Annotated in this window: 15 protein-coding genes and 1 pseudogene; 2 read left to right on the forward strand and 14 right to left on the reverse strand. The window is 48.3% G+C overall.

What is annotated here, in order from left to right:
- The first annotated feature begins 129 nt into the window (after nt 1-129).
- Both coaA and ACFVQB_RS26925 read left to right on the forward strand, forming a co-directional pair.
- A complete protein-coding gene (coaA, locus tag ACFVQB_RS26920; RefSeq protein ID WP_094938087.1) occupies nt 130-1,059 on the forward strand; it encodes a type I pantothenate kinase in 930 nt (309 codons plus the stop codon).
- Nucleotides 1,060-1,118: 59 nt separating this feature from the next.
- Entirely contained in the window at nt 1,119-1,481 is a 363-nt protein-coding gene (locus ACFVQB_RS26925; RefSeq protein WP_379446967.1) for a DUF423 domain-containing protein, read from the forward strand.
- Between the two features lie 69 nt (nt 1,482-1,550).
- Here the strand turns inward: ACFVQB_RS26925 and ACFVQB_RS26930 are convergent, their stop codons facing one another.
- The 14 genes and pseudogenes from ACFVQB_RS26930 to ACFVQB_RS26995 all read right to left on the reverse strand — a co-directional run bounded on the left by ACFVQB_RS26930 (nt 1,551) and on the right by ACFVQB_RS26995 (nt 13,288).
- Nucleotides 1,551-2,102, reverse strand: a complete 552-nt coding sequence (locus tag ACFVQB_RS26930) for a histidine phosphatase family protein (RefSeq protein ID WP_379447136.1) — start codon at nt 2,100-2,102, stop codon at nt 1,551-1,553.
- 32 nt (nt 2,103-2,134) lie between these two features.
- On the reverse strand, nt 2,135-2,959 hold the full coding sequence (murI, locus tag ACFVQB_RS26935; protein ID WP_379446968.1) for a glutamate racemase: 825 nt from the start codon (nt 2,957-2,959) through the stop codon (nt 2,135-2,137).
- Between the two features lie 254 nt (nt 2,960-3,213).
- Nucleotides 3,214-3,600, reverse strand: a complete 387-nt coding sequence (locus tag ACFVQB_RS26940) for a hypothetical protein (RefSeq protein ID WP_379446969.1) — start codon at nt 3,598-3,600, stop codon at nt 3,214-3,216.
- A gap of 4 nt (nt 3,601-3,604) precedes the next feature.
- Complete coding sequence (locus tag ACFVQB_RS26945; RefSeq protein WP_379446970.1) at nt 3,605-3,748, reverse strand: hypothetical protein; 144 nt, start codon at nt 3,746-3,748, stop codon at nt 3,605-3,607.
- An 80-nt stretch (nt 3,749-3,828) separates the two neighbouring features.
- Nucleotides 3,829-4,524 (reverse strand): GNAT family N-acetyltransferase, encoded by a 696-nt coding sequence (locus ACFVQB_RS26950; protein ID WP_379446971.1) that lies wholly within the window; start codon nt 4,522-4,524, stop codon nt 3,829-3,831.
- A gap of 233 nt (nt 4,525-4,757) precedes the next feature.
- A pseudogene (locus ACFVQB_RS26955) lies at nt 4,758-5,643 on the reverse strand (protein kinase family protein).
- The gene (locus ACFVQB_RS26960) at nt 5,640-6,221 is read right to left on the reverse strand and encodes a GNAT family N-acetyltransferase (RefSeq protein WP_379446972.1); all 582 of its coding nucleotides are present in this window, start codon (nt 6,219-6,221) and stop codon (nt 5,640-5,642) included. The pseudogene ACFVQB_RS26955 and the gene ACFVQB_RS26960 overlap by 4 nt, the downstream one beginning before the upstream one ends.
- Nucleotides 6,218-6,799 carry a DJ-1/PfpI family protein gene (locus ACFVQB_RS26965; protein WP_379446973.1) on the reverse strand — a complete coding sequence of 194 codons (582 nt, stop codon included), beginning with the start codon at nt 6,797-6,799 and terminating at the stop codon, nt 6,218-6,220. Before ACFVQB_RS26965 ends, ACFVQB_RS26960 begins: the two co-directional genes overlap by 4 nt.
- Before the next feature lie 51 nt (nt 6,800-6,850).
- A complete protein-coding gene (locus ACFVQB_RS26970) occupies nt 6,851-7,771 on the reverse strand; it encodes an SDR family oxidoreductase (protein WP_379446974.1) in 921 nt (306 codons plus the stop codon).
- A 71-nt stretch (nt 7,772-7,842) separates the two neighbouring features.
- Complete coding sequence (locus tag ACFVQB_RS26975; RefSeq protein ID WP_379446975.1) at nt 7,843-9,159, reverse strand: F390 synthetase-related protein; 1,317 nt, start codon at nt 9,157-9,159, stop codon at nt 7,843-7,845.
- Complete coding sequence (locus tag ACFVQB_RS26980; RefSeq protein WP_379446976.1) at nt 9,156-10,016, reverse strand: MBL fold metallo-hydrolase; 861 nt, start codon at nt 10,014-10,016, stop codon at nt 9,156-9,158. Before ACFVQB_RS26980 ends, ACFVQB_RS26975 begins: the two co-directional genes overlap by 4 nt.
- The gene (locus tag ACFVQB_RS26985; protein WP_379446977.1) at nt 10,010-11,005 is read right to left on the reverse strand and encodes an NAD-dependent epimerase/dehydratase family protein; all 996 of its coding nucleotides are present in this window, start codon (nt 11,003-11,005) and stop codon (nt 10,010-10,012) included. Before ACFVQB_RS26985 ends, ACFVQB_RS26980 begins: the two co-directional genes overlap by 7 nt.
- Entirely contained in the window at nt 11,002-12,297 is a 1,296-nt protein-coding gene (locus ACFVQB_RS26990) for an ATP-grasp domain-containing protein (protein WP_379446978.1), read from the reverse strand. The genes ACFVQB_RS26985 and ACFVQB_RS26990 overlap by 4 nt, the downstream gene beginning before the upstream one ends.
- Complete coding sequence (locus tag ACFVQB_RS26995; protein ID WP_379446979.1) at nt 12,287-13,288, reverse strand: beta-ketoacyl-ACP synthase III; 1,002 nt, start codon at nt 13,286-13,288, stop codon at nt 12,287-12,289. Before ACFVQB_RS26995 ends, ACFVQB_RS26990 begins: the two co-directional genes overlap by 11 nt.
- Nucleotides 13,289-13,547 lie beyond the last annotated feature (259 nt).

The raw sequence follows: 13,547 nt of genomic DNA on the forward strand, positions 1-13,547 counted from the left end.
AGTTGCTTTTCATTCAACTTTCAGGGAATATACTAAGGAACCATCCATGTAAAGGTGTTGTCAGTTCCCTGAAATTTGGTACACTAATGATTGTGCCAACATAACATTACATACAGAAAGCGGGATCTCATGAATTTATACTCTCCTTACACCGAGTTTAACCGCAAGGAATGGGCTGACTTGAAGAAGTATCAGACCACTCTTCCACTAACGAAAGCGGAATTGGAACAGCTAAAGGGATTAAATGAAGAGGTATCCATTCAAGAAGTTGAGGATATTTACCTACCTCTTACCCACTTTATTGACTTATATGCAGGAGCTTCACGAGAGCTGAATCGCTTAACGGCATCTTTTTTAAAAAAAGAAGCACATCATGCTCCCTACATTATCGGTATTGGGGGCAGTGTTGCCGTGGGCAAAAGTACAACCGCCCGCCTGCTTCAGGCTATGCTTGCAAGAGGCAAAGGAAACCCCAAGGTGGATCTGGTCACAACGGATGGTTTCCTGTATCCCAATGCCGTGCTGCAAGAGAAAGGCATCATGAACCGAAAGGGATTCCCGGAAAGCTACGATATCAAGTCACTGATTCAATTCATGGGTGATGTCAAATCAGGCAAACCTGAAGTGATGGCTCCCGTATACTCTCATCTTGCCTACGACGTCATTGCAGGTGAGGAGAAGGCCATCTGTCAGCCGGATATCCTCATTATTGAAGGAATTAACGTGCTCCAGGTCAAAAAGGAAACCCCACTGCTGGTCAGTGATTTTTTCGACTTCTCCATCTATATCGATGCGGAAGAGGAGCATATCCGTCACTGGTACATTGAGCGTTTCAAGTTGCTACGCAATACAGCGTTTCAGAATGAGAACTCCTTCTTCCACAGTCGTTTCGCCAATCTGGAAGAAGATGAGGCTGTTCTTACGGCAAGCCAGATCTGGAAAGATATCAATGCCAAAAATCTGCACGAAAACATCCTTCCAACCAAGGGACGAGCCAGACTGATTTTGAAAAAGGAAGCGGACCATTCGATTCAGCGCATTCAATTGCGTAAGCTGTAAGCGTCATAATGAGCAGAAACATTCTGCTTAATACTCATTAAAAAAGGAGACAAGACCACATGCAGACCTTGATTGTTCTTGGAAGTATCATGATGTTTCTTGCCGTTGCCCTTGGAGCATTCGGTGCACATGCGCTCAAACGCAGATTGTCTGCTGACATGATCAAAATATACGAGACTGGCGTTCAGTATCACCTTGTTCATGGACTTGGAATCATCCTGCTCGGACTGCTCGCTGATCGACTGGAGCAGCCTTCTCTTGTGTTGCTGGCCGGATGGCTGCTATTCGCCGGCATCCTCTTGTTCTCGGGCAGTCTGTATGCCCTAAGTGTAACTGGCGTTCGAAAACTGGGGGCGATCACACCCCTGGGCGGAGTAGCTTTCTTGGTCGGATGGGTCATGTTATTAATTGCCGCTTTGTAAAACCAACATCGTGAACTGAAAAGAGTGTTCTAGCCGATCTTCAAAATCGCTGGAGCACTCTCTTTATGTTTAACTTCGCCATATACGGCGAATGCTGTGTGAGACTTCATCTCCCTGCTGTTTTTCCAGGACATATACATCAGGATTAGTTAGATTTTTCCACTCATCGAATCCAAAGGATGCATCATGGCTGCGAATGAGCAGAGATAACATATTGCCATGTGTAAACACAGCCCCGCTATGCTCCGGTCGGCTCCACAGCTCGTCCAGCACCTCAAGGCCCCGAGCTGTCGCGAAACGAGAAGATTCACCACCTTCTTCCGTCCAGTCTTCGTCCGTGTATGTACGTTCAAGCACATCCATCCAGTTATCCAGATGAAAGGTACTAAGCACCCTTTCTTGAAGACGTTCATCCGTATGTATATGTTGCAGGACGGTTTTGCCCAGTGGGGCAGCGGTTTGAAGTGCCCTTTTCCACGGACTGGACACAATGTATTGTATAGGGTGCTCCCCCAACATCTCAGCAAGTTCTTCTGCCTGACGAAGTCCTTCATCGGTAAGCTCGGCATCCGGTTCTTGCCCTGTTGCTTTGGCATGACGGATGAGATAAATAGACTGTATCGCCCCTCACCTCCTGTTGATCCAACTTACATTCAATGCTTCTCCAGATATCTCAGTGCAATATGCATGTTCTCCCGGTCTTCCGAACGGCCAGATGAACTAAGAAAAGTAACCTTATCCTCTGTCCACACGCCCTTTTGGTCTGCCAACCCAAGAAGCTGCTTCAAGCGGTTAACCGTTCCCGTACTGCCATCAATAATCTGAATATGATCTGGCAGAACTGTACGAAGAATGGATGTGTAGAACGGATAATGCGTGCAGCCAAGTACAACTGTACCGTATAAGTCCAGATCAAGATCAGCCAGTTTGAGGCGGAAATACGCCGCAATCTTCTGTGGATCAAAGTCCAACTGCTCACACCACTCCACAAGTTCAGGTAATGGAATGGAATCGACACTGTGGTGGTCATCCACACGGGATACCAATTCATGATATTTCGTTTGACTCAAGGTCAGGGCTGTAGCAAATACAAGCACCCTTTTGCCGCTTCTTCGGTTCATCTCGACAGCCGGTTTCACAGCAGGCTCCATCCCGATAACAGGGATATCATACTTGGCACGCAAATCCTTCACGGTCAGACTGGTCGCAGTATTGCAGGCAATCACGATCGCTTGCACATTTTCCTGAACAATAGCCTCCACACAATTGAAGATATGTCCTCTAACCTCATTGGCGGACTTGGTCCCATAAGGAACATGTAACGTATCGGCATAATACAGAAACGCTTCTTCAGGGAATTGATGCAAAGCCTTGTGCAAGACGGTTAAACCACCGATTCCCGAGTCAAAAAATGCAATTTTCTTCTTCAAGGGTTTCACCTCTATAACGTATTCTTTCAGGTTCCTGGAACCTCTCATTCCTGCTCATGATGACTGGGAGGTGAGTTATGTTATTCCGGGTCATCACAGACGTTAACGCTTGACGACCTGCGGTGATCGTTTCGGTTACGGATCGTTCTTTCGATCGCTGTTGTCTCCAAATTTTTTTGATATATTTTATAAATGTGCAAATTCGGAGACAAGGGCGAACGCTACCGCTTCTTCAGAATCGATTCCGTTCCCTCCACTACTTCCGCTGTAAATCATACACTAATGATGATGAGTCATTATCATTATTCTTCATTCATTTTATACTGTCTCAGCCAGTCTTTGCCACTTTGCCAGTGTTCCACTGGGTTACGCTCTCCGAGTAGCTCAGTACTTGCCTCAGCCATAAGCCATTCCTTAAGGCCATTATCTGCACTGGAGTCCAGCTGCTGAATCAGGACGTTTAGCCCATCTTCCCCAGTATTCAAGATCTGCTCCCACGCTTCTGGGCTGTCAGCGATATAATCATTAGGGTTACTGCTGATCATACTTTCAGGTCTGCTCACGATCTGCTGAAGATTGCTTTCAATCTTCCAGCTTACGCCCTGACTTTCCACCTGATTCGAGCATGCTACCAACATCCATGCTGTACACAGCATCACCGTGCCGCTTGCAATACGTTTGCGAATCATGGAATCACTCCTGTCCCTGCTCAAACTTATGAACAGCATTCTCAATAAACTCGACAAAGCTATGATCATAATTATACTCATCCCGATAGATACGGATATGCGCTTCAATGACATATTGCAGGTCCTTTTGTACAAAAATCCTAATCATTGCTGCAATACCCCCTTTTAATTCCGGGTAACCAACGCAGCGGATTGATGCCCTTCATTTATCATAAATGAATGCATCCTTTATGACGAAGTCGTGATGCTGAAATCCATACCAAACTGGATTAGTCCCAGCTTATGGGCAACAATCTGCGAAGCTATATTATCCCATGATGTACTATAGATTGGAATGCGCCCGCTCTCTTTAACGTGATACTGCCAGCACTTTACCGCCTCTGCTGCATAACCCTGTCCTCTGAAATTAGGCGCCGTATACAAACTCGCCTCAGCACCCTGTTTGGATACACGGGCTGAACAACATACAGCGACAGCCGAATTCTCAATAACATAAGCGGCAACGGGCATTTTTTCATGCAGACGCTCTATTAAATCAGGAAAATGCTCTTCCAGCAAAAAAGTACGATGACTCTCTATAAGCTGAACATTTGGATGCCATTCGCCGCACTTCTCGGGAAATGCATAGGCCGGGCCCATCCATACACTCTTCACTGGCTTAAACGTCTCAACCCTCTGAATCAGCTTCGCAATATCGAGCGGAAGCTTCGTGTCACAGCCCAGCTCCTCAATCAGAGTGGACGATAACTGCTCATGATAATAGGAGCATTGCCCGACAGAAGTCATCCCTATAAATAAGGCCGGGGCCTGCCCACCATCCGGTTCGTTAATACTTAACAAACGCTGCTGATCGTCCATCGTATACAACGTATCTGCCTGTATTTTCATCATATCCATAGGTGAAAGGTTTGATATGGGATTCATAATTACGGAATGAACCTCTGCAATAATGGTTCGCCTATACTTCTTTTTCCAGCGTCATGCTGATTCAGAAATTCAGGTAATAATCCTGATATTGTATGTTTGCACATTGGCTATACCCCCTCATTAATTTCCATTATACGGTATATTCCGTGCAGATACGAATCCAATGTGCACAATTGCGTACGGGTAATATACGAGAGGATTTTACGAGCCAGACTATGATCCAATATAGCTTATTTATCTTGTAGCACAGCTTTTTTCCATGCAGCACCTAACTCAGCAACCGACGCATAGCGATTTGCCCGCTCAGGGTCTACCGCACGAATAACCACCTGGTACAACGCTTCTCCAGCATCCCATCTGGCATATGAACGCTCCAACTCTCCACCAAGCAGCGAGAAAGCCATCGCCCCCATATTGAACACATTCGTGACTCCATCAATTGGCGCACCCAACTCTAATTCCTCAGGAGACACATAAACCGGGTTGATCCCCACATCCGTCCCATCGTATTCGTGAAAGATCCCTTCCGATACAAATCAATATCGCATATCTTCATCGTCTGTTTGTCAAAATCATAGATCAGACTGCCATCGTAAAAATCAACAGCCACATACCCTCTCCGCTGCACTTCGATATGAAAATCAGAATATGCTCCATCGCCTGAATACGTGTCTTTACCGGAAGCTGTCTGAATCGATAATAGGGTGAACGAGGGTCCTCATACTTGGCTGGTGGTGGAAAATCCCAATGGGAATGCAGACATTCTCCTTCCACCCAATCAAATACACAGGCGTAGCCATGTTCCGTTGCAAAATGGTCTTTTAAATGAATCAATGTGTCATGTGCCAAATCTTCGTATATTGAAACAGATGATTTCAAATAATGAATCGCTTCGGCAGGCGCCCCTATACTACTCGCATGTATCGTGCGTGCTCCAGCATATTTCACGAATTTCCGCTCTCCGTCCTGACCCAGAATACCAAAGGACAAATTGCCGGAATCCTGCTGATCAAACACACGAAATACGGTACCTAGGCGCGCGATCCACTCGAATGAATGAGGTTCTTTTAACTCAAAATAAATGCCGTCAAGTTCAAGCTGAATTGTGTCCATCATATGTCACCACCTGCTTCAACATGCTTATCGCTCACATTCAAATGATCAGCATAAAAGTACGTCATATGAGCCTCATCGTAACCCTTACCCTGAACTACCAGCGCATTACGCTCAATGCCATAGGTTTCAAATCCATACTGCTCATATAATCGCCTTGCTGACTCGTTTGTGGTAACCACACTGAGATTGATTTGCTCTATGCCTTCCAGTTCCCTGCCCCGATCTAACACTTCGCGGAGCAATCGGGAAGCAAGTCCACATCCACGATAAGATGGAGAGACATAGACTCCCCAGATGTATCCTTTGTGCCTCAGCTTAAGTCCATGTTCCCGTTTGAATCCCATCGTTCCTGCGAGGATGCCTTCTTCTGTGTATGACCCCAGAATGTAATCATCAGTTTCATTATGTATACGTTCCTGCACTTCACTCATGGGAAGCTGAATCGACATTTCAAATGAAGCCCCGAAGGCTTCCGGATGATTTTTCAGCGCTTCCAGCCGCAAAGGCCAATACTTATCTGCCTCATCTCTGCGTATATTGCGGAGAATGAACACGTTCTCCTTTTGACCTTCATTCATTCTTCAACCACTCCCTGCATTTCATAAGGGTAATCGATCTGGAGCTTTACATTCGCCGCGGCTTCCTCGCCTGCAAGCAAACCTACGACATAGATCCCAAGATCAATGGACGTCGCTACCCCTCCGGCTGTAATCACATTTCTGTCTTTCACAATCCGGGTTTGAATCACCTCTGCAACATAAGGCTCAAGCAGGTCATAGACATTAGGATGCGTAGTTGCTCTTTTACCTGTTAAAAACCCCGCCGCCCCCATCAGCAGAGAGCCTGTGCACACGGATACCTTCAGTGGAACATTCTCGGCCTGTCTCAGCCATCCCACAAAAGCCTCATCGAATCGAAGCTTGCGGGTTCCCATGCCACCAGGCACAAAAACAAGATCATATTCCTCCAAATTTGGCTTCACCCGGTCCACCTTCAACGTTAGGCCTGATTCGTCCGTGACCTGATCTGTCATCGCACAGGTTTCCCACGTCGTGCCTTTGGTTTGTTCAAAGAAATTCAACCGATTGATCACATCATAAAATCCTGCAAAATCAAGGAAAGTCAAACCATCAAACAAAACAAAAGCGATTTTCATATGAAAGTCCTCCAGTGTTTTTTATTTCGTGATTGAGTTTCGTAGTTGATTCTATTTCAATCCACGCGCAATAATCCACTCCAGCCATTTCCATGGAAGCAGCAACTTGCCGATGATAAGCAAACGTGAGCCTTTACCCAGCGCATAACGAAGCCTTGGTGCACGTATCCGTGCAATGCGAGCGATCAGATCGGCCACTTCCTGCGGATCAGGTGCAGTCTCTCCAGCATGCTGGGAATAACGAAGAACCGCGTCCAGCTTATCTTTATAGGGAGAATGATCGCTCCTATGAATTTCACCCAAGCCTTTACTCCAGATGGGTGTGCGATAAGCACCTGGCTCTACCAGCACAACCCGGACGCCGAACGAAGACATCTCATGACGCAAGCTTTCTGTGAAACCCTCTACAGCAAATTTGGACGCAGCATACGGCGCATAACCTGGAAAACCGGACAATCCACTGACGCTGGACAAGTTGATGATCAATCCCTGTTTTTGCTCACGCATGACAGGCAGGACCGCACGGGTAACGGCAATCAAGCCAAACAGATTCGTTTCCATTTGCCTACGCCAATCATCCATGGATACTTCCTCAATAAATCCGCCAAGCGCAAAACCCGCATTGTTCACCAGCATATCGATCCGCCCATTGTTTTGAAGTACCGTCTGAACAGCCTCCTGCACCGAATCAGCATCCGTTACATCCAGGCGAATAACCTGCAATCGATCCGAAATACCCGACTGCTCCGCCAGCCTTGCCAATTCTGCATTCCGACTCAAATCACGCATCGTTGCCACAACACGATATCCTTGTTTAGCCAGCGTAATGGCCGTAAGCATGCCGAATCCACTCGATGTACCTGTAATTAATGCCACGGGAGCGTTTGGGTCGAATTCTCTCAACTTTTTCACTGTTGATCCTGTTCCGCCCTGTATATGATCATCCTCTGTCTGTATCTTCTGTTCTGTCATCTGCTTCACCTCTTCCCTCGGTGGATTTAGTGGATTGATCTTCGTTACCAATTATCACCACAACGCTTCACTCAAGTGTGCTGTCTCTCCACTCGGCGCAGCTTCGTTATTCCCGGTCCAAACGTATAAGGAACGAATCTGATATCAGGTACGGTGCATTCCAGCCGTTCTCCCAGCTTCATCAGCTCACGCTGCACATTGGCTTCCACCTGCTGCATCCCTTCTCCTCCTGCAAGCCGAAGCGATACTTCCAACATCCCGTTACCTCGCTGCACGACGCGATAATGCTCAATAGCCGGAGAGGCTGCAATCACCGCACGCGTAACAAAATCCGGAAATACAGGTACGGCTTCGCCCGATTGCCGATGTGGAAAATAAAGCGTGTCATCACAGCGGCCTTCGATCCGCTCAATGGCAGTGAACGAAGACCCACAGGCACAAGGAGCCGCTGCCTCGGTCAAAATGTCGTTCAGCCGATAACGGATAATCGGCTGTGAGGTTCTGGAGAAGTCCGTGATTACAGGCACGAACCTCCGGGTCGCGGGATCAATGAACTCTTTTTCAATATGAACGATATCTTCATTCAAATGCAACGTGCCAAAGCGACAGGTTGCGCCCAGGAATCCTTCCGTACATTGGTACACCTGATGAATCGTTTGTCCAAAAACATGTTCCAGCACCTTGCGATCCAGCGGGTCCAGCACTTCAGCAACTGAAATGATTTTGTCCGGTATAGCGGTCAATGTGCCTGACGTATAAGCGTCAGCCAGCATTCTCAGCATGGAGGGCGGCGCTACCCATACGGTGGGCCGGTATGTTTCCATACGTTCAACCAAGATATCGACAGGCTCCAGCAGATCAAAATATTGAAATTGCAGCTTACCCCGCTGCACCGATTCATACAGATTACTGTTGGCCCGCAGGAAAAAGGCGATCTTGGCAGGCTTCCACAGTCCGCCAGGCAGGAGCTTCGCCAGCACTGCCCCTGTCCACGCATCCTGCTCCTGATCACTCACCAGAAACAACCCCCGGTTGCCTGATGTACCTGAAGACAAGCCTACCGTCACGCCCTGAACGGATGGCTTAAAATCACGCCTTTCCTCGCTTTTCCCGGCGAGAGCCATCGCTTCGTCCTTGGAAATGCCCACCGTGTTGAGCCGATCAAAATGCTGCATCATGATTGTTTTGTCAATCAGCGGAAGGCTTCTCCAGTTGGATGCATCAACATCACCCCACCACTCCCGGTAAAAAGGTGACTTGTCACGAACCCGTTCCACTTGACGAATGATCTGGCGTTCCTGCCAGCGTTCAAGCTGCGCTCGTGTTTTCCATTTTCTCAATCCCCGTGCAAGTGCATAATGATAGACAATACGCAGTGTACTGCTCATATGTCCTCACCCTTTGAACCCCAAGCATCAAGCGCTTTGCGGCAATGACTGGGCACAATCCGAATCGATGGAAACTGCTGATGCAACTGAACCAGTCTGTCAAAATTTCTTCGATACGCCAGACGATCCGACATAATGATTCCAGCGAGTGCGTGAGGTCTGCGTTGTTCCTGAAAAGCACGACTCGACCACACCGCGTCCGCACACAGAAAATAGTCATGCGACTCTGTACTGAGCAAAATCCCCATCATGCCTTCCGCATGACCCGATACGTCAACACCCAGCAGACTGCCATCACCGAAAATATCGTATACCTCGGGAAAAGGAAAATCCTCACCCGCTCTCACCCATCGCTCCGGCTGCTTCGTAACAGGCAATGATCGGGCATCAAAGTCCTTTGGCAGCAGCCCGGACAGAAACCCTGCCTTTACAGCCGCAATGGGTCCAAGTGAACGCACGGCGTCATAAGCTCTTGGCAGATAGATCAATTGCGCCTGTGGGAAATCCCGCACACCCGCGATATGATCCCCATGAAAGTGCGAGAGGATGATGTACCGAATATCCGAAACTTTCAGTCCTAAACGAGCCAGAAAATGTACTGCACTGTCTTCTTCACGATATACCACAGGTGTAATATGACGGTACAGCGCGTTTGGCAAATGAGCGGTTTCCTTGAAAAAACGGGAGCTATATCCCGTGTCCAGCAGAATCGGACCATGTACAGGGTGAATGATGCAGGCAAAGCCGGCCGGAAAGGCCACCGGACGTAAACTTCCACCACGCAGCGTCAAAAGCTCCGGATGTGTGCAGTAACCCGCTGCACCCAAATGAAGCTTTACCGAAGTTGTTGTCAGCATGATCCAGCCCTCCACCAGTCTGCAAATTGTTGTAACCCCTCATCAATGGTCAACCGAGGCACATACCCCAGCTTCTCACGGGCGTCCGTAATATCCAGCGTCTGCGGGATAGATAATGAACCAACCGTATACCGCGTCAACTGAGGTTCACCTAACGCAGGAATCAAGCGATGTACACGTTCCAGCACTGCGGCTGCTCCGTATGCTGCTCTGTAGGGAATGTTTCGACGGCGTAAAGGCATTTCCAGCATTCCAAACAACGTGCTCACCAAATCCTGGAACGGTCTTGGATCTCCATTGGAAATATTGTAGGCACGACCAAGGGCTTCTCTCTTGGCATCCCTGCATAACAACAGCGCATCCACCACGTTATCCACACAAGTCAGATCAATGAGTGCCTGTCCGCCTCCGATCATAGGTACACCCGATTTGGCATTTGCTGCAACGATTCTGGGAAAAAGGGTCTGGTCATATGGGCCAAAAACAGCTCTTGGACGAATGATGATCGATGGAAGTCCATTGGCATGAGCCTGCAAAACCACTTGCTCAGCGAGCCGCTTGGTGGCTGCGTAATGATTGGCTGGTTTGGAGGGCAAGAGGTCATTCTCGTGTATGTCATATCTCGGACTGTAGTTAAAATATAAGCTCGGCGTTGATACGTGAATGAAGCGCTGTACACCACCTTTCATACAACGATCCACCAAATGCTGTGTCCCCTCCACATTGCTGCTGTAAAAATCCCGGTATTTGCCCCATGGCGACGATAACGCCGCACAGTGAAACACAACATCCTGACCCGAACAGGCCTCATTCACCGCCACCGGATCCCGTATATCTCCGTTATAAAATCGAATGCCTGCTACCTCAAGCTGTGCACCGTGCTTTTGCTGCCGTCCCATACCCGTAACTTCCCAGCCTTGCTCTGCAAGTCGTATCGCCAGATGCCTGCCCAGACATCCGGTTGCTCCTGTAACCAATGCTCTATTCATCGTTGTTCACCGTTCCATTCTATGTCGTGAGTCAAAGCTTCAGTCAGCGAAAACTTATGTTCCCTTGCCAGCCGCCAGGCGGAGAGTACAATAGCAAATTGCTCAAACAAAGGTTTCACATCGTGTCTCATATACACCACATCCCTCGTTCCCCGCCAGGCTGTCATCCATGTCCGCAGGCTGCCCTTGCCCCAGAGCTGCTGCAATCCACTTCCCAGCATCGGAAGCATCAACATCGCTTTGCTGCCTTGCTTGGGGATGATCACCTTTGCTGCTTTCACCAGTTCTTCAGGTGCAATAAAAGCACGTACCAAGCCATCACCAGGGTAAAATAAATGGATTCCACTGGTCGCCCTCGGATTACACTCAATGGCATACACTTGTCCGTCCTCTGTTTCGATAAAATCAAAACCAATCTGCCCGCTAAACCCTGTCGCCTGTACAAATTGCCTTACCCACTCGTAAATTTCTTCATGCTCCACATGTTCAAAAAAAACACTCGCCCCTACGCTGCCCGTTCGATAGCGACTGTCGTAGGTCGTATGTGCAACGATTTTCCCTTCATAAGCTACGCTGTATGTACATAACATTTGCCCGGCAACATAAGCCTGCGCAACCCAAGGGGAAGCCGAGGATATTTCCGTGTCGCCAGGAGGATCATTCTGTAAACGGTGCTGCTTCATTTTACCCGCGTATATCTTTTGATCAGGTGATCCTCCATCAAAGTCTGCTGTAGAGGATACCGGCATACGAACTCTGACAGCAAAGCGGGAGTACACGGGCTTCCATACCCATTCCCTCTCTAATTTCAGAACAACCTGCGCTTCCATCCATTCCTGCCGACTGTTGATCAGACGGGTATCCGGAACCGAAAGACCAAGCGAATTTGCAAGCTGGATAAAATGATATTTATGATGCAATTCATGTAGCTGCTCTATAGGCGAAACAAGTACACGGCAGTGATCACGCAGCCGCTCTGCTCCTTGAGCAATATAAAAAACTTCTTCACACATCGGAATCAACAAATCGATCTGCCAGGCTTGAACCAGACTCTCCATCTCTAACAAGTAATTCTCTGTGTCATGACGTGGAGATGGGACCATGAAGCACTGCTCCACCACACCGGACAATCTGCACAAATGACGCACCACGCTCTCCGCGACGTAAACCCGGTGGCCCGCACAATGAAGCATACGCGCCAGATCGAGGGTTACCGGAGCCCGGCCGCCCGTGAGCAGCACCTTTAAGGATTCTGATGTTTGATGTCCATTCTTCGTGAATCTAGTAGTCAAAAATGAGTCCTCCCAGTGACAATCCAGCGGCTGTTCCGATCATTAGCACCCGATCTCCCCTCTGAATGCGCTGCTGCTTGATCGCTTCATGCAGCCCCATCGGAATGGAAGCGGCAATGGTATTGCCGTGATTTCGTGTAATGTCCATAAAACGGTCCTCTTCGATTCCCAGCTTTTTGCGGATCAGCCTCATCGCCATGGCACTTCCCTGATGCGGAATCACCAATTGGAAATCCTTCATCTGATTACCGGTTGCTAGCAACATATCGTCAATAAATGCTGGCAGCAATCTGGAAGCCATACGGAAGATGGCTTGTCCATCCATATGAAAAAGATAGGGCTCCGGCTGATCTGCCACATAATTCGAGGCATGCAGACGAGTACCTCCACCGGCAATTTCCGAAAACCGCGCTCCGCGGCTGTACGTTTTCAGCGAGGCATGTACAATCTGCGAAGACTCTCCTTCAGCAGAGCGTTCAATAACGACAGCAGCAGCTCCATCACCGAACAGGGCCGCACTCTCCTTGTTCGACCAATTCAATCCCTTCGAAGCGATCTCCGTAGCTACAATCAGCACCCTTTTATAACGTCCGGCATCCACCATATAGGAGATAACATCCAACCCGTTCAGAAAACTTAAGCAGGTCGCATCCATGTCAAAAGCCGGTACACCTGAATCCTGCTGCCCCATCGCCTGCTGAATGAATACCGCCGTACTGGGTAAAGGTTGTTCCTTCGTACCGCTCGTGCACACCAGACAGTCTATATCTGCAAACGTCAATTCCGCATCCGCAAGTGCGGCTTCGGCAGCCCTCGCTCCCATGAAGGAAGAGGTCTCTGTACCGGAAGCGTAATGGCGCACACCAACACCTGTTGCTTTGCTGACCCAGCCCGCAGGCACCTGCAAACGGCGATCCAGCTCCTCATCTGTGACTTCCTGTTCAGGCAAATACTTGCCCGTCCCAACAATTCTCACTCTTCTAAGCTGCATATGACCTACCTCTTTCTCTTCTTCTGACTGATGGATATAAGTTCAACTAATGAATATTTATACTAACACTCCGATGACAGAACAACCTTTCGATCGCTGTTATCGTGTAAATGTTTAGTCGAACATATCTAAATGAAAATTACACTTCACCCCGCCTGGCTAAACGCCATGACGAAGTGAAGAAAATACAGCAGAAGGGCAGATGTCCTCTGCCCCTCCCGTTGTGTTATCTTTTTTTTATTCAGTCACGTTGATTCAT

The organism is Paenibacillus sp. NPDC057886, assembly GCF_042796655.1.
Taxonomy (GTDB): Bacteria; Bacillota; Bacilli; order Paenibacillales; family Paenibacillaceae; genus Paenibacillus.

Coding starts and splice junctions, on each gene's coding strand:
- coaA (WP_094938087.1), top strand. CDS start 130: ATGAATTTATACTCTCCTTACACCGAGTTTAACCGCAAGGAATGGGCT.
- ACFVQB_RS26925 (WP_379446967.1), top strand. CDS start 1,119: ATGCAGACCTTGATTGTTCTTGGAAGTATCATGATGTTTCTTGCCGTT.
- murI (WP_379446968.1), bottom strand. CDS start 2,959: ATGAGAGGTTCCAGGAACCTGAAAGAATACGTTATAGAGGTGAAACCC.
- ACFVQB_RS26940 (WP_379446969.1), bottom strand. CDS start 3,600: ATGATTCGCAAACGTATTGCAAGCGGCACGGTGATGCTGTGTACAGCA.
- ACFVQB_RS26945 (WP_379446970.1), bottom strand. CDS start 3,748: ATGATTAGGATTTTTGTACAAAAGGACCTGCAATATGTCATTGAAGCG.
- ACFVQB_RS26950 (WP_379446971.1), bottom strand. CDS start 4,524: ATGAATCCCATATCAAACCTTTCACCTATGGATATGATGAAAATACAG.
- ACFVQB_RS26960 (WP_379446972.1), bottom strand. CDS start 6,221: ATGAATGAAGGTCAAAAGGAGAACGTGTTCATTCTCCGCAATATACGC.
- ACFVQB_RS26965 (WP_379446973.1), bottom strand. CDS start 6,799: ATGAAAATCGCTTTTGTTTTGTTTGATGGTTTGACTTTCCTTGATTTT.
- ACFVQB_RS26970 (WP_379446974.1), bottom strand. CDS start 7,771: ATGACAGAACAGAAGATACAGACAGAGGATGATCATATACAGGGCGGA.
- ACFVQB_RS26975 (WP_379446975.1), bottom strand. CDS start 9,159: ATGAGCAGTACACTGCGTATTGTCTATCATTATGCACTTGCACGGGGA.
- ACFVQB_RS26980 (WP_379446976.1), bottom strand. CDS start 10,016: ATGCTGACAACAACTTCGGTAAAGCTTCATTTGGGTGCAGCGGGTTAC.
- ACFVQB_RS26985 (WP_379446977.1), bottom strand. CDS start 11,005: ATGAATAGAGCATTGGTTACAGGAGCAACCGGATGTCTGGGCAGGCAT.
- ACFVQB_RS26995 (WP_379446979.1), bottom strand. CDS start 13,288: ATGCAGCTTAGAAGAGTGAGAATTGTTGGGACGGGCAAGTATTTGCCT.